Source organism: Rhodothalassium salexigens DSM 2132 (assembly GCF_004341375.1).
Classification (GTDB): domain Bacteria; phylum Pseudomonadota; class Alphaproteobacteria; order Sphingomonadales; family Rhodothalassiaceae; genus Rhodothalassium; species Rhodothalassium salexigens.
In genome coordinates this window covers 152,591-175,029 of record NZ_SLXO01000004.1, presented here as the reverse complement: position 1 = coordinate 175,029, position 22,439 = coordinate 152,591, and the positions used below count along the sequence as shown (strand labels likewise).

The following is a 22,439-nucleotide window of genomic DNA, read 5'->3' as shown; positions in this document are numbered from 1 at the left end:
GAGTGGAGCCGTCACTCATCCGGCTGCCCTTTCGGTGAGCGGCGCAGCGGAGGCGCCATCTGCCGCAGCGGCGGACGAAACGGCGGCAGCCTCCATGGCTTCGGATTGAAGCCGAGCGGCGCGGAGTTTCAGGAGGAATTGCGCGGCATTGACCGCATAGGTGGCATAAGCCGCCAGCGTGATGGCCATCTGCACGCCAGGCCCCGCCAGATCGAAGATCAGCACCGCCATGTAAGCGGTGTGCAGCGAGATCACGATGAACGAGACCACATCTTCCCAGAAGAAGGTGGGCGCGAACAGATACTGCCCGAACACCTCCTTCTCCCAGATCGCCCCGGTGACCATGATCGTGTACAGAATCAGCGTCTTGAACACGATCGAGATGGTCGCCGCCAGCCACCCCTCGCCGGTGGCCAGGAAGTAGAGCACAAGCCCCAGGCTGACCAGGAACACGAGGAACTGGAAGGCGGCAAGGAAGCCCTGAACCGGCGTCCACGGGGAGGCATCCCGCCGGCGCCGCTGCTCAGGGGTGTACAACATGCCCTTGGTTGATGGCCGGGCGTGGCGGGACGCGGCTGCACCCGCGCTTTTCCCGCCGGACGAAGAATGTTGCACCGCAAAGTCTCCGTTGGCGAACTTCTATGATTCGGACGGTAGCGACGCGATTTCGGAGTGTCAACTAAAACTGACGTAAATTAGAATTGACAGTTAGCCGCAGACATGATTAGTTGAACATGTGTGGGGCGCGGTTTGCGTTGCCCCCGTGGTAAACATGCAAGGAGGGACGGCGCCAGCTGGCAGTGCAGCGGACGCGGGCCGGCGATGCGGGGGGCGGGAATTGCTGGCCCCGCGCGCAGGGCGTGGTGTAATCTTTTGCGATCCGACGGGATTCTCAAAAGGGGAGCCACTATGACCTTCTCGTTAGGAGGACCGCATGACCCGGAGAAACACGCAGCATCCCGGCCCCCCTCTTTACGCAACGAAGAACACGGCCCACAAAGCGGCGGATCGGCCATGCACTCGGCGGGCATGCCTATCAGCCATGAAAGGTTGAAGACATTGGCTGGGGCGATTGAAGCGGGGGTGATCCCGAGATTGCTGATGGCCCACCGGCAAGATGGCGCGACATCACCGACGCCGTCCGCCGAAGCCGACGGCGGTGCGATGGGCTACGAACTGACCGCCCTCGACGTCGACGCCTATACGCGACTGATTCTGGAAGACAGCGCCGAAGCGGCGGCCGAGCGGATCCAGGAGTTCCATGAACTCGGCGTGCCGCTCGAATCCCTCTATCTCGACCTGTTGACCCCGGTGGCCCGGCGCCTCGGCGGACTGTGGGACGAGGATCTGGTGGATTTCACCACCGTGACCACCGGCATGGGCCGGCTGTCCTACATCATTCGGATGCTGTCGCGCGATACCGGGGCGGCGTTCATGCGCGAGGGGCGGCGGGTGCTGTTGTCGACCCCGCCGGCCGAACAGCACAGCTTCGGCCTGTTCATGGTCAGTGAATTCATGCGCTTTGCGGGCTGGGACGTGCGCAGCGAGCCGGCCCTGTCGCGCGGGGCGCTGATCGACACCCTGCGCGACGAATCCTATGTCCTCGTGGGCTTTTCGCTCGGGTCGACCAAGGGTCTCGACTGGCTGAAGGCGACGATCCCGGCCATGCGCCGAGCGTCGGTAAACAAAGATGTCTGCGTCATGGTGGGCGGTCCGGCGTTTCTAACCGACCCCGGCCTCGTGGACTTGGTGGGCGCGGATGTCATGGCGCGGGACGGGCGCGAAGCGGCGGCGTTGGCCGAACGCGCCGTGTCGGCGCCGATGCGGCTGAACCAATGATCGCCCTGGATCGGGAGTGACGCCGCAAATGCTGGGTGGGGCCAAGGGCCAGAATGCGTGGGAACCAGTGAGACGCTTTAATGCAGCAAAGGAGTCGCTCGGCGATTTGCACGCCGATGTCGCGGAAATGATCCTGGCGGCATCGGCCGATATCGCGTTGGTGCTCGACCGGGACGGGGTGATTCTCGACCTGACCTTCGGGCAGGAAGATCATGTGATCGTCGGCGCCGACGAATGGCCGGGCTTGCTGTTCACCGATATCGTGTCGGTCGACACGCAGCCCAAGGTGGAAGCCTTGCTGGACGAGGCGGAGAGCGTCGAGAAACCGTCGCGCTGGCGCCAGGTGAACCACCCGCTGCCCGGCGGCGACGAGGCCCCGGTCCAGTACATCGTCGTGCCGCTGGGGCGCGACGGCCGCAAGGTGGCCATCGGGCGCGACCTGCGCAATCTGGCGTCGCTCCAGCAGCAATTGATCCAGGCCCAACAGGCCATGGAGCGTGACTATTCCCGGTTCCGGTCGGCCGAGACCCGCTATCGGCTGCTGTTCCAGATGTCGTCCGAAGCGGTCCTGGTGATCAACGCCCGCACCCGTGAGGTGACCGAGGCCAATGCCGCCGCCGGCGCCGCCCTTGGTGCGGACCCGAAAAAGCTGGTCGGCCAGCGCTTCCCGCAAGGCTTCGACCCGGCGGGCGAGGCGGCGGTGGGCGAACTGCTCGAATCGGTGCGCACCGCCGGCGGCACCGACGAGGTGAGCGCGCGCCTGTCCTCGGGCGAAAAGAGCTTCCTGATCTCGGCCAGTATGTTCAGCCAGGACACCACGCCCTTTTATCTGGTGCGTCTGCGCATCGTCGGGGCCGAAGGCGGCGAGGCGATCATGCCGGTAGCCCGCTCGCGGGTCCTCGATGTGGTCGAAAAATCGCCCGACGGCTTCGTCATCACCGACGGCAAGGGCTATATCGAGGTCGCCAACCGAGCTTTCCTGTCCATGGTGCAGTTGGTCAGCGAACAGCAGATCCTCGGCCAGTCGCTCGAACGGTGGATCGCCAAGCCCGGCGTCGGCCTCAACGCCCTGCTCGCCAATCTGCGCCAGACCGGCACGGTGCGGCTGTTCAACACCACGCTGCAGGGCGAGTATGACGAGGCCACCGAAGTGGAAATCTCGGCGGTCGAGGTGAAGGGCGAAGACAAGCCCTGCTACGGCTTCATGATTCGCAATATCGGCCGGCGCTTCGCCTCGGGCTCGGTGGTGCCGGGCGACCTGCGCAATTCGGTCAAGTACATGACCGAACTGGTTGGCCGGGTGTCGCTCAAGGAAATCGTCTCCGAGACCACCGATGTGATCGAACGCCTGTGCATTGAGGCGGCGCTCGAACTGACCGGCGACAACCGCGCCTCGGCGGCCGAGATGCTCGGTCTCAGCCGGCAAAGCCTGTACGTCAAGATGCGCCGCTATGGTGTCGGCGAATCGGAATCCAATATCCGCAACTGACCGCCCGCGGTCGGTTCGCCCCCTGCCGGGAGACGCCGCCCTCCGTCATCGCCAATCAGACATCGGACCACCCGCCCAGAAACCCGAGCCGAAACCGGACCGCAAACCGCGCCCACCCGGGACCAACCGCGACGCCGCGCGCCGCGGCCCGCCCCTGCCGGGCGCGGCCGTCACCGCCCGAAGCCCCCAGATCCTTCGATTGCCACTGATCACCCTCTGGCGCCGCCGGGCGCCGGCATGCAGCAGCCCCCATGCACGACCATGAAGCGCCCGCCGCTTCCTTTTGCCCCACCGACGTCCAGTCATGCCGACAACTTTGACTGTCAATCAAAGTTGACAGATGAGGACCGTCTCACTACGATTTTCGCCCATGATGATGCCCCAGCCCGCCGCCGTTTTACAGTTGTTGAAGCCGATCACGTGGTTCCCACCCATGTGGGCCTATATGTGCGGTATTGTCTCCACCGGCCTGCCGATCACCGACCGCTGGGTACAGTTCGTCGCCGGTGTGTTGCTGGCCGGGCCGATGGTCTGCGGTACCAGCCAGGCGGTCAACGACTGGTTCGACCGCCATGTGGACGCCATCAACGAACCCGACCGGCCGATCCCGTCGGGCCGCATCCCCGGCCGCTGGGGACTCTATATCGCCGTTTTGTGGACCCTCGCTTCGGTGGCGGTGTCGCTGTTGCTGGGCCTGTGGGGCGTGGTCGCGGCGATCGTCGGCCTGGCGCTCGCCTGGATGTATTCGGCGCCGCCGTTCCGGTTCAAGCGCAACGGCTGGATCGGCGCCACCGCCACCGGCTTCGCCTATGAGGGCCTGCCCTGGTTCACCGGCGCGGTGGTCATGGCCGCGGTGTTCCCCGACCCCAAGATCATCACCGTTCTGGTGCTGTACAGCATCGGCGCCCACGGCATCATGACCCTGAACGACTTCAAGGCGGTGGAAGGCGACCGGGAGACCGGGCTCGCCTCGCTGCCGGTGACCCTCGGCGTCGACCGGGCGGTGGCGGTGGCCAACTGGACCATGGCGGTGCCGCAGATGGTGGTGATCGCCTTGCTGATCCACTGGGACCGGCCGCTGTTCGCCAGCGCGGTGCTGGTGTCGCTGGGCTTGCAGGCGATCTGCATGTTTGAGCTGGCGCAAAGACCGAAGGAACTGGCGCCCTGGTATAATGCCACCGGGGTCACCCTTTATGTGTTGGGCATGCTGGTGACCGCCTTCGCCCTGCGTCCGATTGTGTTCGTGGAGATGGCCTGATGAGCCCCAGCAAGCATCTCGATTGGTTCGGCACCTTCCGCCTCGGCCTGGTGCAGATCGCCATCGGCGGCATCGCCGTGCTGATGGACTCGACCATCAACCGGGTCATGGTGGTGGAACTGGGCATGGCGGCGATCCTGCCCGGCCTGTTGATGGGCATCTATTACGCGGTGCAATTGGCGCGGCCGCGGCTCGGCTACGGCTCGGACGTGGGCGGCCGGCGGACTTTGCTGATCGTCGGCGGCATTCTGGTGTTGGCGCTCGGCGCCACCGGGGCCGCCGCTGCGACCCTGTTGATGGCCAGCCACCTCAAGCTCGGCATCGCCGCCGCGGCGGTCGCCTTCACCATGGTCGGCATCGGGTCGGGTGCGGCGGGCACCACGCTGCTGGTGCTGGCGGCCAAGAAGGCGGCGCCGCACCGGCGCGGGCCCACGGCGTCGATCCTGTGGATCATGATGATCTTCGGCTTCGTGCTGTCGTCGATCATCGCCGGCAATCTGCTCGACCCGTTCAGCCTGGAGCGCCTGGTCTGGGTGGTCGCGCTGATCTCGGCGGGCGGGGTGGTGTTGACCCTGCTCGGCATCTGGGGCGTCGAACGGGACGGCCTGCCCGACAGCGCCGAAGACGCCGACAGCGACGACCACAAGGCGCCCCAGCAACCCTTCTTCGAGGCGCTGCGCGAGGTCTGGGCCGAGCCGGTGGCGCGCGTCTTCACCGTGTTCGTGTTCGTCTCCATGCTCGCCTATTCCGCCCAGGACCTGATCCTGGAGCCGTTCGCGGGCAAGGTGTTCGCCATGACCGTGGGCGAGACCACCAAGCTGACCGCCCAGGAAAAGAGCGGCGCGCTGATGGGCATGATCCTGGTCGGCCTGTTGTGCCGCGGCGACCGCTTCGGCCGCTTCTCCAGCCTGCGCTTCTGGTGCGTGGTCGGCTGCCTGATGTCGGCCACCGCGCTCAGCGGGCTCGCCGTCGGCGGTGCGGTCGGCACCGCCTGGCCGCTCAAGCTCAACATCTTCCTGCTCGGCCTCGGCAACGGCGCGTTCGCCATCGCTGCGGTGGGCTCGATGATGAACTATGCCAGCGAGGGCCGCGCCGCGCGCGAGGGCGTGCGCATGGGCATCTGGGGCGCGGCCCAAGGGGTCGCCATGGGGGTCGGCAAATTCTCCGGCGCCGCCGGGGTCGACGCCACCAGCCTGGCCAGCAGCGCCACCGCCCTGCCCTATCAGACCGTGTTCGTGACCGAGGCGGTGCTGTTCGTCACCGCCGCGATCATCGCGCTGCGGCTTGCGGCGGTGCGCACCCCCTCGGCCGAGCCCGAGGAGAGCGACGACCCGGCGGCCCCTGCGGGCGGCCGGACCAAGACGAAGACAGTGAAGCGTTCAACCCTTCCGGCCGGCAGCGTATAGCGTCGGACGCCGTCCGGGCCGGCGGTGAAGCCGGGACCAGGATCAAGGAGATGAATCATGCGGCAGATGTATGATTGTGTCGTCGTCGGCGGCGGTCCGGCCGGAGCCACCGCCGCCACCGAATTGGCAACCAAGGGCCTGGACGTGCTCCTGCTCGACAAGCGCGGGCGCATCAAGCCGTGCGGCGGCGCGATCCCGCCCAAGGCGATCGAGGAATTCGACATTCCCGACAGCCAGTTGGTCGCCAAGGCGCACGCCGCGCGGGCGATTTCGCCGTCCAAGCGCGAGGTCAACATGCCGATCAACGGCTTCGTCGGCATGGTCGATCGCGAGCATTTCGACGAATGGCTGCGCTGCCGGGCCGTCGAAGCCGGGGCCGAGCGCATCGACGGCAAGTTCGAAACCTTCGACCGCGACGCCGACGGCACCGCGCTGATCCGCTTCCGGCCCAAGAGCGTCGGCCGTGACGGGCCCCTGGAGACGGTGCGCGCGCGCATGGTCATCGGCGCCGACGGCGCGCGCTCGGCGCTCGCCAAACAGACCGTCAAGGACGCCGACAAGGTGCCGAGCGTGTTCGCCTATCACGAGATCATCCGCTCGCCCAAAGAGCCGACCGAGAATTTCGTGCCCGACCGCTGCGACATCATCTATGAGGGCAAGCTGTCGCCGGACTTCTACAGTTGGGTGTTCCCCCATGGCGATTTGACCAGCGTCGGCACCGGCACCGCGCACAAGGGCTTTTCGTTCCGCAACTCGGTGGCCGAACTGCGCCAGCGCATGGGGCTCGACCAGTTGGAGACGGTGCGCACCGAGGGCGCGCCCTTGCCGCTGCGGCCGATGAAGAAGTGGGACAATGACCGCGACGTGGTCCTGGCCGGCGACGCCGCCGGCGTGGTCGCCCCGGCGTCGGGCGAGGGCATCTATTACGCCCTGCTCACCGGCCGGCTGGCCGCCGATGCGGTCGAACAGGCGCTCGAAACCGGCAAGGCCAAGGCGCTGGCCAGCGCACGCAAACGGTTCATGAAGGACCACGGCAAGGTGTTCTTCGTGCTCGGGATTCTCCAGCACTTCTGGTATCAGAACGACAAGCGCCGCGAACGGTTCGTGGCGATCTGCGACGACCCCGACGTGCAGTATCTGACCTGGGAAGCCTATATGCACAAGCGCCTGGTGCGCGCCAAACCGGCCGCCCATGCGCGCATCTTCTTCAAGGACATGGCCCACCTGCTCGGCGTCGCCCGCGCCTGAGCGTCCGAGCCTGGGCTTCCGGGCCTGAGTGGCCGAGGCTGACTGTCCGGGCCTGGGCGTCCGAGCTGGGAGGCTTCCCAGATTAAGCTGGCGGGCCAACCACCCGGGCACCGCCCCAACGCCCACGCTCGCCGGCGTGGGCTTTTTTGCCGCCACCGGGGCCTGCCTTGTCCCCGGGGCGCTCGCGGCGCCTTGTTCTGGCCCGCGCGCCCGTCTACATCTGCGCCCAGGATCCAAGGTGACCGGAGGCATGTGGGGGATGCAGGGCCTGTTCGAAAGCGGACGAATCGTCGATCTGGCGTTGGTCTTCGTGGTGCTGGAGGTGGTCGCGCTGTTGGCCCTGCGCCGACGGCGCGGGCGCGGGCTGAACCCGGCCGCCATCGCCACCCTGCTAGCCCCCGGCGTGTGCCTGTTCCTGGCCCTGCGCGCGGCGCTGACCGGGGCGCCCTGGCCGGTGCTTGCCGGCTGGCTGACCGCTGCCCTGATCACCCATGTGCTCGATCTGTGGGCCCGCTGGCGCGCCAGCGACCGGCCGCAATAGAGCCGGTTCCGCTCGGCCCGGGCACAGCGACAAAAAAGAACCGGCGGGGCGAGCCCCACCGGTCCTGTGCCTAGTCAAACGGGATAGGGCCGATTATTCGGCCATGCCACCATTGGCCTTGATGTAGGCGATGACGTCCTGGACGTCCTGCTCGCTCAGACCGCCGCGGTAGCCGAGCTGCCACATCCGGTTGCCGTCGAGGAAGTCCTTCTCGGTGATGTAGTGGGTGATCTTCTCTTCATCCCACTTGAAGGTGGCGTCCTTCAGCGCTTGCGAATAGCGCGGCAGATAGCCATCGACGGAGCCAGCCTCGCGGCCGACGACGCCATAGAGCGACGGGCCGATGCGCTGCTGACCTTCCTGGATCACGTGGCAACGCAGGCACTGACGCTGATAGACCCGCTTGCCGGCTTCGGCATCGCCCTCGGCATGGGCGGCGGGGGCCGCCACGAGCGCGGACGTGGCCAAGGCGGCGGCGGTAACAAAAGCACGTAGCATTGGTAGTCTCCCCAGTAGAAACGACAGGCGTAGTGGTAGGGATTTGCGGTCCACTTGACAACCGCGATAGGCGGTCCTCTTCGTCGCGGAAACGATCTTCCGCGGATCAGGATCGACCCTAGGGGACCGCACATGAAGCGAAGCTTAACGCCCGGTCGGCTTTCCGCCCCTCTGGCCACCGACCGGGACGGGAGCATGGACGGGGACAAGGTCCGGCCCGCCCTCGGGCCAACGCGTCCGCGCCGGCCGAGCCTGGTCCGTCCCGGTCAGCCGTTAAGCCGGTCGACCGCCCAGCCCGCGGCGCCGAAGTGGATCAGCCGGGTCACCGACAAGGGGGCGACCGACAGCGACAAGGCGCGGCCCGGCGCCAGGCCCAGCACATGGTGCACCGCCGCGCGAACCACGCCGGCATGGGTGCACACCACCAGCCGCGCGCCGGCCTCGCGCGCCGCCAGGGCGTCGAGCGCCGGGCCGATCCGGCGACACAAATCCTGAAAGCTCTCGCCGCCGGGCGGGGTCTGGTGCGCCAGCGCCGCCATGGGCAGGCCCCACAGGTCGGGCAAGCCGGCGGTCTCGGCGCCGTCCCAGGCACCGAAATCCTGTTCCGCCCACGCCTCGACCACGCGCGGCACCAGGTCGCTGCCGGCCGCCGTCAACAGCGCGTCGAGGGTCTGGCGACAGCGCCGACGCGGGCTGGTCACCGCGCCGGTGGCCAAAGCCAGCGCGTCACCGGCCACCGCCGCGATCCGGTCGGCGTCGTCGAGCGCCGCGTCCACCTCCGTGCGGCCGTAAAGCCGCCCCGGCTGTGCCACCGGCGCATGACGGATCAGGGTGATGTGGGTGGCGGGCGGCGGTGTCACGGGCGCAAACTCCTGGCTGTCGGTGATCGGTCGGGGGCTTGTGTGGGGGCTGTGAAAGAGCGCCTGACGGCGCGCATCTTGTGGCCCGGGGTCGGGCGCGCTAAGCACGCCCAAACCGGCCGGCACCATCGGCGACCGGCGCCCTTGAACACAAGATGTATCGATTTAGCCATGACCCATCCACAACCCCTACCCCCGTTCACCGACTGGTCGGCGGTCCGCCAGGCGGCTGCCACCCTGCCCACGGCCGATCAGGCCGCCGGGCAAGCGGCGCGCGCGCGCCAGAACAATCTGACCAAGCCGCCGGGCTCGCTCGGCCGGCTCGAAGACGTGGCGGTGTGGCTGGCCGGCTGGCAGGGCACCGACCGGCCCCGGCTGGACACTCTGCGCACGGTCATCTTCGCCGGCAATCACGGCGTGGCGACGCAAGGCGTGTCGTCGTTCCCGCCCGAGGTCACCAAGCAGATGGTCGCCAACTTCGCCGCCGGCGGCGCCGCCATCAACCAGTTGAGCCGCTGGGCCGGCGCCGACCTGGACGTGATTCCGCTCGACCTGGACCGGCCGACCGCCGACTTCACCCAAGCCCCGGCGATGACCGCCGACGAGGCTTTGGCAGCGTTCAACGCCGGCGCGACCGCGGTGCCCGACGGCCTCGACGCGCTGGTGGTGGGCGAGATGGGCATCGCCAACACCACCGCCGCTGCGGCACTGGCCGCCGGCCTGCTGGGCGGTCGCGGCGTCGACTGGGTCGGCCCCGGCACCGGGCTCGACCGCGCCGGGGTCAACCGCAAGGCCGAGGCGGTCGACCGCGCGCTCGACCGCCACAGGGACGCAACGGGCGACCCGCTGGCGGTGATGGCGTGCCTCGGCGGGCGCGAACTGGCCGCCATGGCCGGCGCCATCTTCGCCGCCCGGCTGAAGCGCACGCCGGTGGTGCTCGACGGCTTCGTGGCGACCGCCGCCGCCGCCGTGCTGCCCGGGCTCGCCGCCGGGGCGCTCGACCACTGCCTGGCCGGCCATGTGTCGGCCGAGCCCGGCCATCGGCGCCTGCTCGACGCCTTGTCGCTGCAACCGCTGCTCAGCCTGGGCATGCGCCTCGGCGAGGCCAGCGGCGCGGTGGTGGCCCTCGGGCTGATGGGCGCTGCGGTGGCGACCCACAATGGCATGGCCACCTTCGAGGAAGCCCGTGTCGCCGCCGGCACCGGTGCCGGGCCCGACCGCGAGGCGGCGTCCTGATGGCGCGGCGGGGGCTCGCCCGGCTGCGCGACGACGTGCGCGCCGCCGCCATGCTGCTGACCCGTCTGCCGGTGGACTGGGCGCTGCCCGACCGCGAGGAAGGCGCGCTGCCCAACATGGATGGCTCGGTCTGGGCCTATCCGCTGATCGGCGCCGTGGTCGGCGCGATCGCGGCGGTGGCCTATGCGCTGGCCTGGTGGCTGCTGGGCCTGCCCCTGGTGGCGGCCTTGCTGGCCCTGGTGGCCACGGTGATGGCCACCGGCTGCTTCCACGAGGACGGCCTGGCCGACGTGGCCGACGGGCTCGGCGGCGGTCACACCAAGGAAAAGAAGTTGGAGATCATGCGCGACAGCCGCATCGGCACCTATGGCACGGTGGCGGTGGTGCTGGCGCTGGGTCTGCGCGCCGCCGCCCTCGCCGCCCTCGCCGAGCCGCTGTTGGTCGCCGCGGCACTGATCGCCGGCGGCGCGCTCGGCCGCGGCACCATCGTCGCCATGCTCGCCACCCTGCGCCCGGCCCGGCGCGACGGTCTGGGCGTGGTCGCCGGCCGGCCGTCGGGCCCGGTGATCGCCGCCGGGCTGATCCTGCCCGCCGCCATCGCCTCGGTCTGCCTGCCGGGCCCGGTGGCGCTGGCCGCCATGCTCGCCGCCCTGGCCGCCGCCTGGGTGATCGGGCGCATCGCCGTGCGCGCCATCGACGGCTATACCGGCGACGTGCTCGGCACCGGCGCGCAGGTGGGCGAGATCGCCGTGGTGCTGACCGTGGCGGGGCTGCTGGCGCCGGCCGCCGGCTGACCCCCGCCCGCAGCCCGGCCCACAGCCCGCGCACAGGCCCGCGCAACCCCCAGGCCGGGGTGTTCCGCACGCCGGCCCAACCGGCTTGCCCAACGCCCCGGTCAAAAGCGCCGGTCGCCGCCTCGGGGCCGCCGGCCGGATCAGTCGGCGGGGGTCAGGCGGATGTCCAGATTGGGGCGTTTCTTCAGGCTGGCCTTGATGCGCAGGCCGCCCTGGCCGTCGGGGGTGACGCGGCAGCGGTGCTGGAGCGTTTTGCCGAGCCGGATCACCAGCCCGCCGGCCTCCGACTCGGCGGTGCCGGGATAGCGCCCGCCGCCGTACCAGCCCACCGCCGAGCCATCGGGCGCCACGTCGAAGGCGATTGCCAGCGGCATGTCGCCCATCACCGGCACCTGCGCGGTGCCTTCGAGCTTGACCCGGCCGGCGCTGAGTTCGGTGAGCGTGATCTGGCCCGCGCCCTTCATCAGTGACACGGTGATGGTGGCGACGAACCGCGCACCGACGCTGCCGGGAATCAGCGTCGTCAGGTCGGGCGGCGGGGTGCCATTGGGCTTGGGCGGTTGCTCTGACATGGCCGCTCCCCTAGCGTGGCCGGCCCGGCCGATCAAGCGCGAAGCAGTCGCATCCGGCGCGTCTGGCGCGCATCGCCGGTCGCGGCGTCACAAGGACAGTTGCGCCGTGCGAGCCGGTCCCATACCGTCGCGCGCGATTCGGGGCGGCGGTTCGACCCCGCGCTCCCAGTACTGACCGAGAGGATTTCGCGCCATGGCGCTGCGCAACATAGCCATCATCGCCCACGTCGACCACGGCAAGACCACGCTGGTCGACCAGTTGTTCCGCCAGTCGGGCACCTTCCGCGCCAACCAGCGCGTCGACGAACGGGCCATGGACCGCGAGGACCAGGAACGCGAACGCGGTATCACCATCCTGGCCAAGTGCACCTCGGTGATGTGGGGCGAGACCCGGCTCAACATCGTCGACACCCCCGGCCACGCCGATTTCGGCGGCGAGGTGGAGCGCATCCTGTCCATGGTCGACGGCGTGCTGCTGCTGGTCGACGCCGCCGAAGGGCCGATGCCGCAGACCAAGTTCGTGACCCAGAAGGCCCTGGCCATCGGCCTGCGCCCGATCGTCTGCATCAACAAGGTGGACAAGCCCGACGCCGACCCCGACGCCGCCCTCGACCAGGTGTTCGACCTGTTCGCCGCGCTCGAAGCCGATGAAGACCAATTGGACTTCCCCGTGCTCTACGGCTCGGGCCGCGAGGGCTGGATGGCCGACGCCCCGGACGCCGGCGACGGCTCGCTCGCACCGCTTTTCGACAAGATCGTCGAACATGTGCCCGCCCCCCGGCCGCAGCGCGAGAACAAGCTTGACGAGCCGTTCACCATGCTGCCGACCCTGCAGGAGCGCGACCAGTTTCTGGGCCGCATCCTCACCGGCCGCATCGAATCGGGCCGGGTGCGCATGGGCGAGACGATCAAGATCCTCAGCCTCAATGGCGTCAAGGCGGGCGAAGCGCGGATCACCAAGCTGTTCCACTATGAGGGTCTGGCCCGCGTGCCGGTGAACGAGGCCGGTGCGGGCGATATCATCGCGCTGGCCGGGCTGGAGACCGCCACGGTATCCGACACGCTGTGCGCGCCCGAGGTGGAGCAGCCGCTCGAAGCGCTGCCCATCGACCCGCCGACCCTGTCGATGACCTTCCGGGTCAACGATTCGCCGCTCGCCGGGCGCGAGGGCGACAAGCTGACCGGCCGCCTGCTGCGCGACCGGCTGTTCCGCCAGGCCGAGACCGACGTGGCGATCCATGTGGCCGAGACGCCCGAGCGCGACGCCTATCAGGTGGCCGGCCGGGGCGAATTGCAACTGGCGGTGCTGATCGAAACCCTGCGTCGGGAAGGCTTCGAGCTGTCGGTGTCGCGCCCGCGCACGGTCAACAAAAAAGACCCCGAGACCGGTGAAATCCGCGAGCCCATCGAAGACGTGCAGGTGGACGTGGACGAGGAACACCAGGGTACGGTGGTCGAGAAGCTGTCGCAGCGCAAGGCCGAGCTGGTCGAGGTCAAACCGTCGGGCGGCGGCAAGGTGCGGCTGGTGTTCAGCGCGCCGTCGCGCGGCCTGATCGGCTACCATTCCGAGTTTCTCACCGACACCCGCGGCACCGGCATCATGCACCGCCGCTATTCCGGCTACACGCCCTACAAGGGCCCGATCCCCGGCCGGCGCAACGGCGTGCTGATCTCGATGGAGAACGGCAAGGCGGTGGCCTATGCGCTGTGGAACCTGGAAGACCGCGGCGTGATCATGGTCGAGCCCGGATCGGAGGTCTATGAGGGCATGATCATCGGCGAGCACAGCCGGCCCAACGACCTGGAAGTCAACCCGATCAAGTCGAAGAAGCTGACCAACATCCGCGCCGCCGGCAAGGACGAGAACGTCCAGTTGACGCCGCCCCGGGTGCTCAGCCTGGAAGACGCGCTGGCCTATATCGACGACGACGAGTTGCTGGAGGTGACGCCCAAGAGCATCCGGCTGCGCAAGCGGTTCTTGAAGGCCCATGAGCGCAAGAAGGAATCGCGCAAGGCCGAAGCGGACGTGTTGTAATCGCCCGGGCGCGTCGGGGCTTGCGTTCGACCGGGCCGGTATCGACATTGGGGATGACCGTTCAACCTTGAAAGGAGCATCCCCCATGTCTCTGGACCTGATCCGTCACAGCCGTTCGCTTGTGGTCGCGGCCGGCCTGCTGCTCGGCGCCGGTCCGGCCGGCTGGGCCGCCGACTGGACGCTGGCACCCGACGCCAGCAGCTTGAGCTTCGGGTCGGTCAAGGCCGACACGGTGGGCGAATCGCACCGGTTCGAAAGCTTCGACGCCACCGTCGGCGACGACGGCGCGTTCGCCTTGACCATCGACCTGGCCAGCGTCGAGACCGGCATCGATATCCGCAACCAGCGGATGCGCGAGTTTCTGTTCGAGGTGGCCGAGTTTTCCAAGGCGCGGCTGACCGGCACGCTCGACCTGGCCGCCTATCGCGACCTGGCCGTGGGCGCCATGGCCGAGGCCGACCTGACCGGCACCCTGTCGTTGCACGGCATGGCCAGCGACATTCAGACTGCCGTGACCGTTGTGCGGCTCGATCAAAATCGTGTCGGCGTCTTCCCACGCCAGATCGTTTTCATTAATACCGAAGCGTTCGGGCTCACCGACGGGGTCGACAAGCTACGCCAACTGGCCGGCTTGCCGTCGATCACCGGCGCAGTGCCCGTTTCGTTCAACCTGGTTTTCACGCGCGAGGGCTGACTTAGGGCCCTGGTGCCCGGTCACTTCACGAGGGTCGTTTGGCGTTTTTCAAGCCCTGCATGTCCGCGGCGGCGATTTCCGCCGCTGTGTTTGTCGCCTCGCCGGTCGGTCACGCCCAGGAGGCACCCGGTTTGCGCCCCGCCGCCGAAGCCTTGCTGCGGGCTGCCGCAGCGGGCGACGACCCCTCGGCCCTGCGCGAGGCGGTGCGGCTGTTGTTGGCCGCCGACCCCGGGCTTGCCGCCACGCTGCGCCGGACCCTGGTGACCCTGGTACCCCAGGAGCGTGTGGACACGCTGAGCGCCCGCGTGCCGGCGCTGGCCGCGCCACCGCCGACGGCAACGCCCCAGCCGGTGCCGCCCGTGGCCGAAGCGCCGGTGACCGAAGCGATCGCCCCGCCGCCGCCCGCGCCCGAGCCCGAACCGCAAGAGGGGTTCTTTAAATGGAAAGCATGGGAAGGCGAGGTCAAAGTGGGGGGCAGCGCCAGCACCGGGGATGTGAACGAACAAGCCCTGAGCCTGGTCTTCGAAATGTCCCAGGTGATTGCCGATACCTGGGACCACAGCGTCTCGGTCAACACGGACTATTCGCGCAACAACAGCGTCACCAACCAGCAACGGCTGGCGAGCGCCTATGAACTATTCTACCGCGGATGGGACAATTACTTCCTGTCCAGCCTGACCCGCGTGGACTATGACCGCTTCGGCAGCTTCTTGTGGCGGATCACCGAAGCGCCGTCGGTGGGGTGGACGATCTACAACCGCGAGAAGCTCGGCTGGTCGCTCCAGGGCGGTCCGGGTATCCGGTTCACCAATCTGGCCGAAACCGACGCGGCGGGGTCCGAGTTCAACGAGACCAACACCGAATTCGTGTTCCGGCTCGGCTCCAATTTCGACTGGGCGCTGAACGGCCGGGTGACCCTGTCCAACGACAGTTCGCTGTTCACCGGCCCGACCACCACGACCGCCGAGAACGAAATCGCCCTGACATCGGACCTGACCGACCGCTTGTCGGCGGCGGTGTCGTTCAATGTGCGCTGGGATTCGCAGGTGCCCGAGGACACGTCGCGCATCGACACCCTGTCGCGCTTCAGCCTGGGCTACAAGTTCTGACCGTGTTGTGACCGCTCAAGCCGCCGGCGCGCCCAGGCAGGTGCACACCACCGTGCGCCGCTGGGGCGCGTCGCGATGCTCCCACAGATAGATCCCCTGCCAAGTGCCGAGCGCCAGCCGGCCGCCGGCCACCGGCACGGCCAGCGCCGTCTGGGTCAGCGCGGCGCGGATATGGGCCGGCATGTCGTCGGGCCCTTCCACCGTGTGCCGGTATAGCCCGGGATCGCGGGCGACCAGGCGGCGAAAGAAGGTCTCAAGGTCGGCGACCACGTCCGGGTCGGCGTTCTCCTGGATCACCAGCGACGCCGAGGTGTGGCGGATAAACAGATGCGCCAGCCCGGTATCGAGCCCGGTGGCCGTGACCGCCCTGGCCACCGCGCTGGTGATCTCCACCAGCCCCGGCCCGGGGGTGGCGACGGTCAATTCGGTGTGACTATTGGTGTGCATGGGCTGCCTCTCCTCGCTTTCGGGGGCTCAGGGCATCGGGGGCGAAGGGCTTGCGTCGCCGGAACAATCGCGGCTAGCTGGCATCTTGTCCCCGAACAGGAGCCCGCCCGCCCATGTCCGATGACCGCCCGACGCCCGCCGATCCGACCCCGCAAGACGCCACCCCAAGCGCCCCGATCAGCCCACAAGCCGCCGCCAAGGCGGCCGAACATGGCTTCGAGCCGGTCGCCGACGCGGGCCCGTTCACCGACATGATCGGGCCGATGTTCCACAAGACGCTCGACGACGGCAGCCGGCAATTGGCGCTCTATGCCGAACGCCGCCACCTCAACAGCGGCGGCATCGTCCATGGCGGCCTGCTGATGACCCTGATCGACAACACCCTCGGCCGCCATGTCTATTACCAACTGCCCGCCGGCAGCGCCCTGGTGACGCTGAGCCTGAACACCGATTTCGTCACCGCCGGGCGCGAGGGCGACTTCATCATCGGCCGCGCGCGCATCGTGCGCATGACCCGCTCGGTGGTGTTCGTCGAAGGCACGCTGCGCCGCGACGACACCGTGCTGCTCAACGCCCAGGGCATCTGGAAGATCCTGCGCCGTCCCGACTGAGGCGAGCGACGCGCCGCCCCTTGGCCCCCTTGGCACCCCTGGACACTGGCCCCAAACAGCGATGGCGGCCACCGGGTCAATGGCCGCCGTATAGCGCCTCCAACTCCGGCTCATAGTTGCGCCGGATCACGTGGCGGCGAATCTTCATGGTCGGCGTCAGCTCCTCATTCTCGATCTCAAACGGCGCCCGGGCGACCACGAAGCGGCGCACCTTTTCCAGATTGTTGAGCCGCTTGTTGACCCGGCTGACCGCGGCGTCGAGGGCGGCGCGCAGATCGGCGTCGTCGCCAAGCGCGGCCAGATTGCCCGGCTTGCCGTGCTGGTGCGCCCATTGGCTCAGCCATTCCGCGTCCGGTACGATCAGCGCCACCAGATGCGGCTTGCGGTCGCCATAGATCATCGCCTGGCCGATCTCGGGTTCCAGCGCCAGCATGCCCTCGATGCGCTGGGGCGAGACATTGTCGCCCTTGTCGTTGACGATGATGTCCTTCTTGCGGTCGGTGATGACCAGATGGCCGTCGGCGTCGATATGGCCGATGTCGCCGGTGTGCAGCCAGCCGTCGACCACCGCACGGCGCGTCTCCCGGTCGTTGCGCCAATAGCCCTGCATGACCAGTTCGCCGCGCACCAGAATCTCGCCGTCCTCGGCGATACGCACGCGCACATCCTTGAGCGGCGGCCCGACCGTGTGGGTCTTGGCATAGCCCGGCCGGTTGACCGAGATCACCGGCGCCGCCTCGGTCTGGCCATAGCCCTGCAACAAGGGCAGGCCGAACGCCATGAAGAACTGCCCAACCTCGGCGTTGAGCGGCGCGCCGCCCGACACCAGCGCCTTCAACCGGCCGCCGAAGCGGTCGCGCACCTTGCGCCGCACCAGACCTTCGAGCAGTCGGTCCTGCATCCGCTCGGCGCGGCTGAGCGGCTTGCCGGCCAGCGTCTTGGTGCCGAGGTCGAGGGCGCGTTCGAACATCGCCGCCTGCACACCGCCCTTCTGCTGCATGGCCCGGGTGACGCGCATGCGCAGCATCTCGAACAGCCGCGGCACCACCACCATGATGGTCGGCTTGGCCTCGATCATGTTGCTGGCCAGTTTGTCGATGCCCTGGGCGTAATAGATCTGCGCGCCGATGGCGATCGGCAGAAACTGGCCGGCCGAATGCTCATAGGCGTGGCTGAGCGGCAGGAACGACAGGAACACATGGTTGTCGAGGCCGATCGACCGGATCACGTCGGCGGCGGCCCCGCAATTGTGCAACACCGCACCGTGATGCAGCATCACCCCCTTGGGCGCGCCGCCAGTGCCCGAGGTGTAGATGATGCACGCGGTGTCCGAGCGCGCGATGGTGCTGGCGATCTCGCGCTCGGCGGCCACGTCCGGGGTCTGCTCGTCGAGCACGGTGTGCCAGTCGAGCATGTCGGCGTTGATCGACTGCGCCACCTTGGGCGGCTCCATGGTGATGACGAATTCCAGCGCGTCGGACTGGTGGGCGGCGGGTAACAGCGTCTGCGACAGCCGCGCGGTCGACACGATGGCGGCGCGCGCCTGGCTGTTTTCCAGAATGTGCTGGTGATCGCGATGGGTGTTGGTGGTGTAGGTGGGCACGGTGACGCCGCCGGCGGCCATGATCGCCAGGTCGGCGATCAGCCATTCGGGCCGGTTTTCCGAAACCAGCACCACCCGGTCGCCGGCGCGGATGCCGCGCGCGCGCAACGCCCGCGCCAACCGGCTGACCGCCTCGGCGGTCTCGCCCCAACTGCGCGACTGGTAGGCCTTGCCGGTCTTGGCCCATAAAAACGGTTGGTTGGTCCGTTTGGCCGCCTGATCCAGAAACATCGCCACCAGATTCTGGCTGGTATCGGCAAGCATGGTCGTCTCTCCCCCAAGGCATGGTCTGGGCGGCCCCGGTTGTCCCGAATGCCGCCCGCGCCGCCGCACGCCACATAGCCGCCGGCCGCTCGCCCATCAAGCCGCAGCGCCCCGAAGCGGTCAATGTTTCTCGCCCGGCCGGCGCGCTGGCTGGGGGGCCGGGACGGCCGGCGGGGCGGGGGCCGCGGGGCGCTTGTCTGAGCGGAATTCCTTGATACATTGCACAGGCTCGGCGACGCGCCCAGGCACCGACCGGGGCACACAGCGCGGCGCGGCAAACGCCAAGCGGCCGGACCGGACAGGGGATTCGACGTGGCGGTCCTGATCCCGCCGCGCAGGGGGTAAGACGGGACCATGAGCGACGGCTCCGAACGACGCGAAGACGATCGGCTCGACGTGGTCTGGCGGGCGACACTGGTGGTCGGCGACCAGACGTTCCAGGGGCGGCTGGTGGACGTGTCAACCGCCGGCGCACGGATTCACTTCGACGCGGCACCCGCGTTGACCACCGGCACCGAGGGCCTGTTGAAGATCACCGAGTTGGGCGAATTCGCCGCGCGGGTGGCTTGGATCCGCGGCATCGACGTGGGTCTTCAGATGGTCGCGGGCCCCGACTTGCTGCTAAAGAAGTTCGCTGAGGCAAGCGGCGAATATCCGTCCCAGCACCCGACCCAGTCGGACCGCGACCCGCTCACCTAATCCGCATCGCCATTGCCAGCCTGGACAGACATCGGCCCCCGAACCGCGCGGCCGGCGCGCACCAACCGCCCGTCACACGCCCGGTGGCCACGACCTGCGTCGCTCCAGACCGACGGGACCAGGCCGTGGGGACGGCGCCAACGGGGCGCAACGAACCCGCGAGAGCCGAGCCGACCAACCGCCACACCCCAGCTCTTGGCCGGCGCGTCAACACCGCCGACACGCCCGCGCAGCGGAGCCGGCCGCCCAAGACCCGCGAATCGGCACACATGCACCGGCTCCCGACGGCCGGGACCGCAACAGCCCCACGGGTCCACGCCCCTCGACGGGCCGCGGCCCAGACGGTCAGCGACGGGGGCGTTGGCGCGCGCGCACCGGAACAGGCACCGGCACGAGGGCCGGGCGGAACGCCAGGCCAAGCGACAGCCCGCGGCGGCGACCCGGCGGCGTGCGACCCGCGCCGTCCTGGCTCATCACCGCGGTGCCCATGGCCAGGCTCCCGAAGGTGATCGCCAAAAAGAAGGCGAGCAGGCCCAAGGCCAGCACGGTGACGTCGGATTGCCAGATGAGCGTACGCAGGGCGCCGATGTCGAAGGCGAGCAGCGCGCCCATGAAGGTCCAGCCGACCGCGATACCGACCAGGCAGTGGTGCAACAGAAAACGTAGCATCAAACCCCTCCCTCAAAACCTAAAGGATCGGGACGTCCGCCCGGTCGGTCAAGCGAAAACCCGGTCGCCCGACGCGACCCCGGGTCACGGGGCCTCCGAACCGCGCCGCCCACCCCCCGGCCTCAGTCGCCCACCCATGGGCACGCCTGGCCGCTCATGACCGGCGACGGCCGTCACAACCAAGGGCGCGGGTCGGTTTCGGCCCGATAGAGCATCCAGGCGGCGGCATCCTCGGCGGCATCGAGCGGCACGAACGGGACCGTCAGGGTTCGGCCGGCCAGATGAACCACCAAGTCGGCGAGTTTGCGCCGGCGCTGCAACAAGCTCTGCTTGATGACCACCGACTGCACCTTGTGCAGGGCGAACAGCGTCCGCCGCCGACCGATCAGGCCACTGTCCACGGCCCCGTGCTCGCCGGTGACCACCAGGCCGGCGCGCGCCCGGACCAGCGCCGCCGCGCCTGCCACCACGACCGGCCATGCCAGAGACAGCAGCGCCCAGAGCGAGGCGCCCGCCACCCACGCGACGCCGCCGCCGACCGCCGCGGGGATCGCGCCCCACAACAGGGTCATGTGCAGCACATACACCGGATCGCTGCGGACCCGCGGTGTGCGTCCCCAGCGCTCGCCAAGCTCGGCCAACGCCGGGTCGAGACGGCAGAGAATCGCGGTCAATTCGGCCGCCGGCAAGGCCGGGATCAACAATGGGCCGGCGCCGCTCGACCCGAAGTGAGCCGTCGCCCCGCCGGCCTGGACGATCTCGGCCACCCGCAGCCCCATGATCCGAGCCAAAGGCCCCTGACGCAGACGGACGAACTGGACCTTGGCGTCGCGCACCAGGCGCTCGCGGCTCTCGATCAACCCGCAGCGGCGCTGGAACCCGTCGCCAAGGCGCACCAGCCGATAGCCGTGCAAGGTGACCAGCGCCGCCGCCACCGACGCCACGACCACCAGCACCAACACCGCCGCCAGCGACGCGACCACCGCGATAGTCCCGGCCAGCCAGACCCCCTGGTCGACCAGCCATTCCAGCAGCCGGCGAAACCCGGCATTGTCGTCGGCCGCGTCAAGCACCAAGCGTACGCCGCGCTCACCGGCCCAGCCCATCGCCACGCCCAAGCCGGGCAGCAACCACCAGCCGCCGCCGCCGACCAGACCGTGGCGCACCAGGTGACCCGGCCGGGCACGCCACAGCAGCGTGGTCGCATCCCGGTCCGCCGTCGCTTCGGCGTCCGGCCCGGTGTCCGCAATGGGCGCCGCCGCGCCGGCCGCGCCGGCCGCTCCGGCAGCCCCGACAGCGGCGCGGCTCACGTCCCCGCCACCGCCGGCCGCCCGCACCCTATTGCGCAGCCGGTCGGCGAAAGCCCGCGAGACGCCCGGTAGACGAACCTCGCGCCCCGACGACCCGGCGGTTTCCAGACTGACGCTGAACAGGCCGAAAGGGCGGAAGAACAAAGGCTGGTCCAGATTGACCGTTTGCACCCGCTCCAGATCGAGGCTCAACCGTTCGCGATTGACCACGCCGCGAAACAGGTCGAATCGGGCCACGCCCAAGCGAAACCGAAACCGCCGATAGGCCAGCACCGCCCAGATCGTCACGCCGACCAGCACCGCCCCCAGCCCGGCGCCCAGCAGCAACAAAAACTTGCTCAACGACCCCGCGGTCAGCCCCACTGCGGCTCCGCCGGCAAGCAGCCCCTGGGCCTGAGTCTTGACCAGCGACCAGAAGCCCTGGACGGTGAAATGCACCAAAGCGGCCACATGCAAGCGCTGCCAGTCCGGTCCGGCCGGCGCCGCTTCGTCCAGTGCTTCAGCGGGCGTGTCGATGGGCGTTTCAAGCGCCGGATCGCCCGACCGTCGATCCCGCCTTTCCGACGCGACCGAAGCCCTCTCGGGCCTGGGATCAGGGGGCCGATCGGGGGGCGAATCGGGACACGGCGGCGCAGGTGGCCTGGATGGCGGCGCGGGGGGCGGTGTCATCGCGGCTCGCCGGACAGCTCGCCGGACAGCCCGCCGGGCTGCCCCCCGGCCTGAGCCAGCAACAACTGGTGCAGGCGCTCGGCGATGGCCGCGTCCAGCCCGACCAGGGCCACGTCGGCAGCCTCCGCGCCGGCTGTATAGACCCGCACGGATGCGAGCCCGAACCAGCGCTCCACCGGACCGCGCTGGGTCTCCACATGCTGGATACGGCCGAACGGCACGGCGACCCGCCGACGCCAGAGCAACCCGGTGCGCCAGACCAGGTCATGGGCGCGCACTGCATAGCCCTTGGCCCGACTGGCCGGTCCCGCCAGCAAACCGGCCGCCGCCCATTCCAGGGCCGTCGCCCCGGCCAAGACCCCGGCGACCAGGGACCAGAAAGGCTGCGGCACCGCCCATGCCAGCACCGCCAGAACCGCAATCAACGGCACCGACACCAGCGCCTGACCGGCCCGCACCGCAGCCGCATGGCGCGGCGAAATGGCGGTGAACGCCACATCGCTCAGGCGCGGCAGGGCACCCGCGTCCAACACCGGGTTTTCGAACACTGGCTGTATCATGACGCGCCGGCACCCCCAAGACGAGAAA

At 69.0% G+C, this 22,439-nt stretch carries 22 protein-coding genes; 13 read left to right on the top strand and 9 right to left on the bottom strand.

The window, feature by feature from the left end; all coding sequences use genetic code 11:
- Window positions 1–15: 15 nt before the first annotated feature.
- The gene (bchF, locus tag EV659_RS07305) at window positions 16–540 is read right to left on the bottom strand and encodes a 2-vinyl bacteriochlorophyllide hydratase (RefSeq protein WP_132708311.1); all 525 of its coding nucleotides are present in this window, start codon (window positions 538–540) and stop codon (window positions 16–18) included.
- Window positions 541–1,101: 561 nt separating this feature from the next.
- Between bchF and EV659_RS07300 the strand changes: the two genes are divergently transcribed.
- The 6 genes from EV659_RS07300 (at window position 1,102) to EV659_RS07275 (ending at window position 7,781) form a co-directional block, all read left to right on the top strand.
- A complete protein-coding gene (locus EV659_RS07300; RefSeq protein WP_165878775.1) occupies window positions 1,102–1,839 on the top strand; it encodes a cobalamin B12-binding domain-containing protein in 738 nt (245 codons plus the stop codon).
- Between the two features lie 106 nt (window positions 1,840–1,945).
- On the top strand, window positions 1,946–3,328 hold the full coding sequence (gene ppsR / locus EV659_RS07295) for a transcriptional regulator PpsR (RefSeq protein WP_200287368.1): 1,383 nt from the start codon (window positions 1,946–1,948) through the stop codon (window positions 3,326–3,328).
- Window positions 3,329–3,698: 370 nt separating this feature from the next.
- A complete protein-coding gene (gene chlG / locus EV659_RS07290) occupies window positions 3,699–4,586 on the top strand; it encodes a chlorophyll synthase ChlG (RefSeq protein WP_132708211.1) in 888 nt (295 codons plus the stop codon).
- Entirely contained in the window at window positions 4,586–5,992 is a 1,407-nt protein-coding gene (locus tag EV659_RS07285) for a BCD family MFS transporter (protein ID WP_132708210.1), read from the top strand. The genes chlG and EV659_RS07285 overlap by 1 nt, the downstream gene beginning before the upstream one ends.
- Window positions 5,993–6,049: 57 nt before the next feature.
- Window positions 6,050–7,240, top strand: coding sequence for a geranylgeranyl diphosphate reductase (locus EV659_RS07280; protein ID WP_132708209.1), 1,191 nt, complete (start codon window positions 6,050–6,052; stop codon window positions 7,238–7,240).
- A 238-nt stretch (window positions 7,241–7,478) separates the two neighbouring features.
- Entirely contained in the window at window positions 7,479–7,781 is a 303-nt protein-coding gene (locus tag EV659_RS07275) for a hypothetical protein (protein ID WP_200287366.1), read from the top strand.
- A gap of 93 nt (window positions 7,782–7,874) precedes the next feature.
- Here EV659_RS07275 and EV659_RS07270 read toward each other — a convergent pair whose 3' ends face one another.
- Window positions 7,875–8,279 (bottom strand): c-type cytochrome, encoded by a 405-nt coding sequence (locus EV659_RS07270; protein WP_132708208.1) that lies wholly within the window; start codon window positions 8,277–8,279, stop codon window positions 7,875–7,877.
- A gap of 266 nt (window positions 8,280–8,545) precedes the next feature.
- On the bottom strand, window positions 8,546–9,139 hold the full coding sequence (locus EV659_RS07265) for a histidine phosphatase family protein (RefSeq protein ID WP_165878774.1): 594 nt from the start codon (window positions 9,137–9,139) through the stop codon (window positions 8,546–8,548).
- A gap of 171 nt (window positions 9,140–9,310) precedes the next feature.
- Between EV659_RS07265 and cobT the strand changes: the two genes are divergently transcribed.
- Complete coding sequence (gene cobT / locus EV659_RS07260) at window positions 9,311–10,375, top strand: nicotinate-nucleotide--dimethylbenzimidazole phosphoribosyltransferase (RefSeq protein WP_132708206.1); 1,065 nt, start codon at window positions 9,311–9,313, stop codon at window positions 10,373–10,375.
- Window positions 10,375–11,169, top strand: coding sequence for an adenosylcobinamide-GDP ribazoletransferase (gene cobS / locus EV659_RS07255; RefSeq protein ID WP_132708205.1), 795 nt, complete (start codon window positions 10,375–10,377; stop codon window positions 11,167–11,169). The genes cobT and cobS overlap by 1 nt, the downstream gene beginning before the upstream one ends.
- A 140-nt stretch (window positions 11,170–11,309) precedes the next feature.
- Here cobS and EV659_RS07250 read toward each other — a convergent pair whose 3' ends face one another.
- A complete protein-coding gene (locus tag EV659_RS07250; RefSeq protein ID WP_132708204.1) occupies window positions 11,310–11,741 on the bottom strand; it encodes a hypothetical protein in 432 nt (143 codons plus the stop codon).
- A gap of 193 nt (window positions 11,742–11,934) precedes the next feature.
- On the opposite strand from EV659_RS07250, the gene typA reads away from it, so the two are divergent.
- From typA to EV659_RS07235, 3 genes are all read left to right on the top strand, one after another.
- Entirely contained in the window at window positions 11,935–13,776 is a 1,842-nt protein-coding gene (gene typA / locus EV659_RS07245; protein ID WP_132708203.1) for a translational GTPase TypA, read from the top strand.
- Window positions 13,777–13,861: 85 nt separating this feature from the next.
- Window positions 13,862–14,470 (top strand): YceI family protein, encoded by a 609-nt coding sequence (locus EV659_RS07240; protein WP_165878773.1) that lies wholly within the window; start codon window positions 13,862–13,864, stop codon window positions 14,468–14,470.
- A gap of 131 nt (window positions 14,471–14,601) precedes the next feature.
- A complete protein-coding gene (locus EV659_RS07235) occupies window positions 14,602–15,579 on the top strand; it encodes a DUF481 domain-containing protein (RefSeq protein ID WP_132708201.1) in 978 nt (325 codons plus the stop codon).
- 15 nt (window positions 15,580–15,594) lie between these two features.
- Here EV659_RS07235 and EV659_RS07230 read toward each other — a convergent pair whose 3' ends face one another.
- A complete protein-coding gene (locus tag EV659_RS07230) occupies window positions 15,595–16,026 on the bottom strand; it encodes a secondary thiamine-phosphate synthase enzyme YjbQ (protein WP_132708200.1) in 432 nt (143 codons plus the stop codon).
- 113 nt (window positions 16,027–16,139) lie between these two features.
- Between EV659_RS07230 and EV659_RS07225 the strand changes: the two genes are divergently transcribed.
- Window positions 16,140–16,637: a PaaI family thioesterase gene (locus tag EV659_RS07225; protein WP_132708199.1), complete on the top strand. Its 498-nt coding sequence runs from the start codon at window positions 16,140–16,142 to the stop codon at window positions 16,635–16,637.
- Window positions 16,638–16,713: 76 nt separating this feature from the next.
- On the opposite strand, the gene EV659_RS07220 is transcribed toward EV659_RS07225, so the two are convergent.
- Entirely contained in the window at window positions 16,714–18,504 is a 1,791-nt protein-coding gene (locus EV659_RS07220; RefSeq protein ID WP_132708198.1) for an AMP-dependent synthetase/ligase, read from the bottom strand.
- A gap of 354 nt (window positions 18,505–18,858) precedes the next feature.
- Between EV659_RS07220 and EV659_RS07215 the strand changes: the two genes are divergently transcribed.
- Window positions 18,859–19,203 (top strand): PilZ domain-containing protein, encoded by a 345-nt coding sequence (locus EV659_RS07215; protein WP_132708197.1) that lies wholly within the window; start codon window positions 18,859–18,861, stop codon window positions 19,201–19,203.
- Window positions 19,204–19,548: 345 nt separating this feature from the next.
- Here EV659_RS07215 and EV659_RS14840 read toward each other — a convergent pair whose 3' ends face one another.
- From EV659_RS14840 to EV659_RS07200, 3 genes are all read right to left on the bottom strand, one after another.
- Window positions 19,549–19,872 carry a hypothetical protein gene (locus tag EV659_RS14840; protein ID WP_184409789.1) on the bottom strand — a complete coding sequence of 108 codons (324 nt, stop codon included), beginning with the start codon at window positions 19,870–19,872 and terminating at the stop codon, window positions 19,549–19,551.
- 173 nt (window positions 19,873–20,045) lie between these two features.
- Window positions 20,046–21,632, bottom strand: a complete 1,587-nt coding sequence (locus tag EV659_RS07205) for a PH domain-containing protein (RefSeq protein ID WP_243641588.1) — start codon at window positions 21,630–21,632, stop codon at window positions 20,046–20,048.
- 215 nt (window positions 21,633–21,847) lie between these two features.
- Complete coding sequence (locus EV659_RS07200; protein WP_132708195.1) at window positions 21,848–22,411, bottom strand: PH domain-containing protein; 564 nt, start codon at window positions 22,409–22,411, stop codon at window positions 21,848–21,850.
- Window positions 22,412–22,439 lie beyond the last annotated feature (28 nt).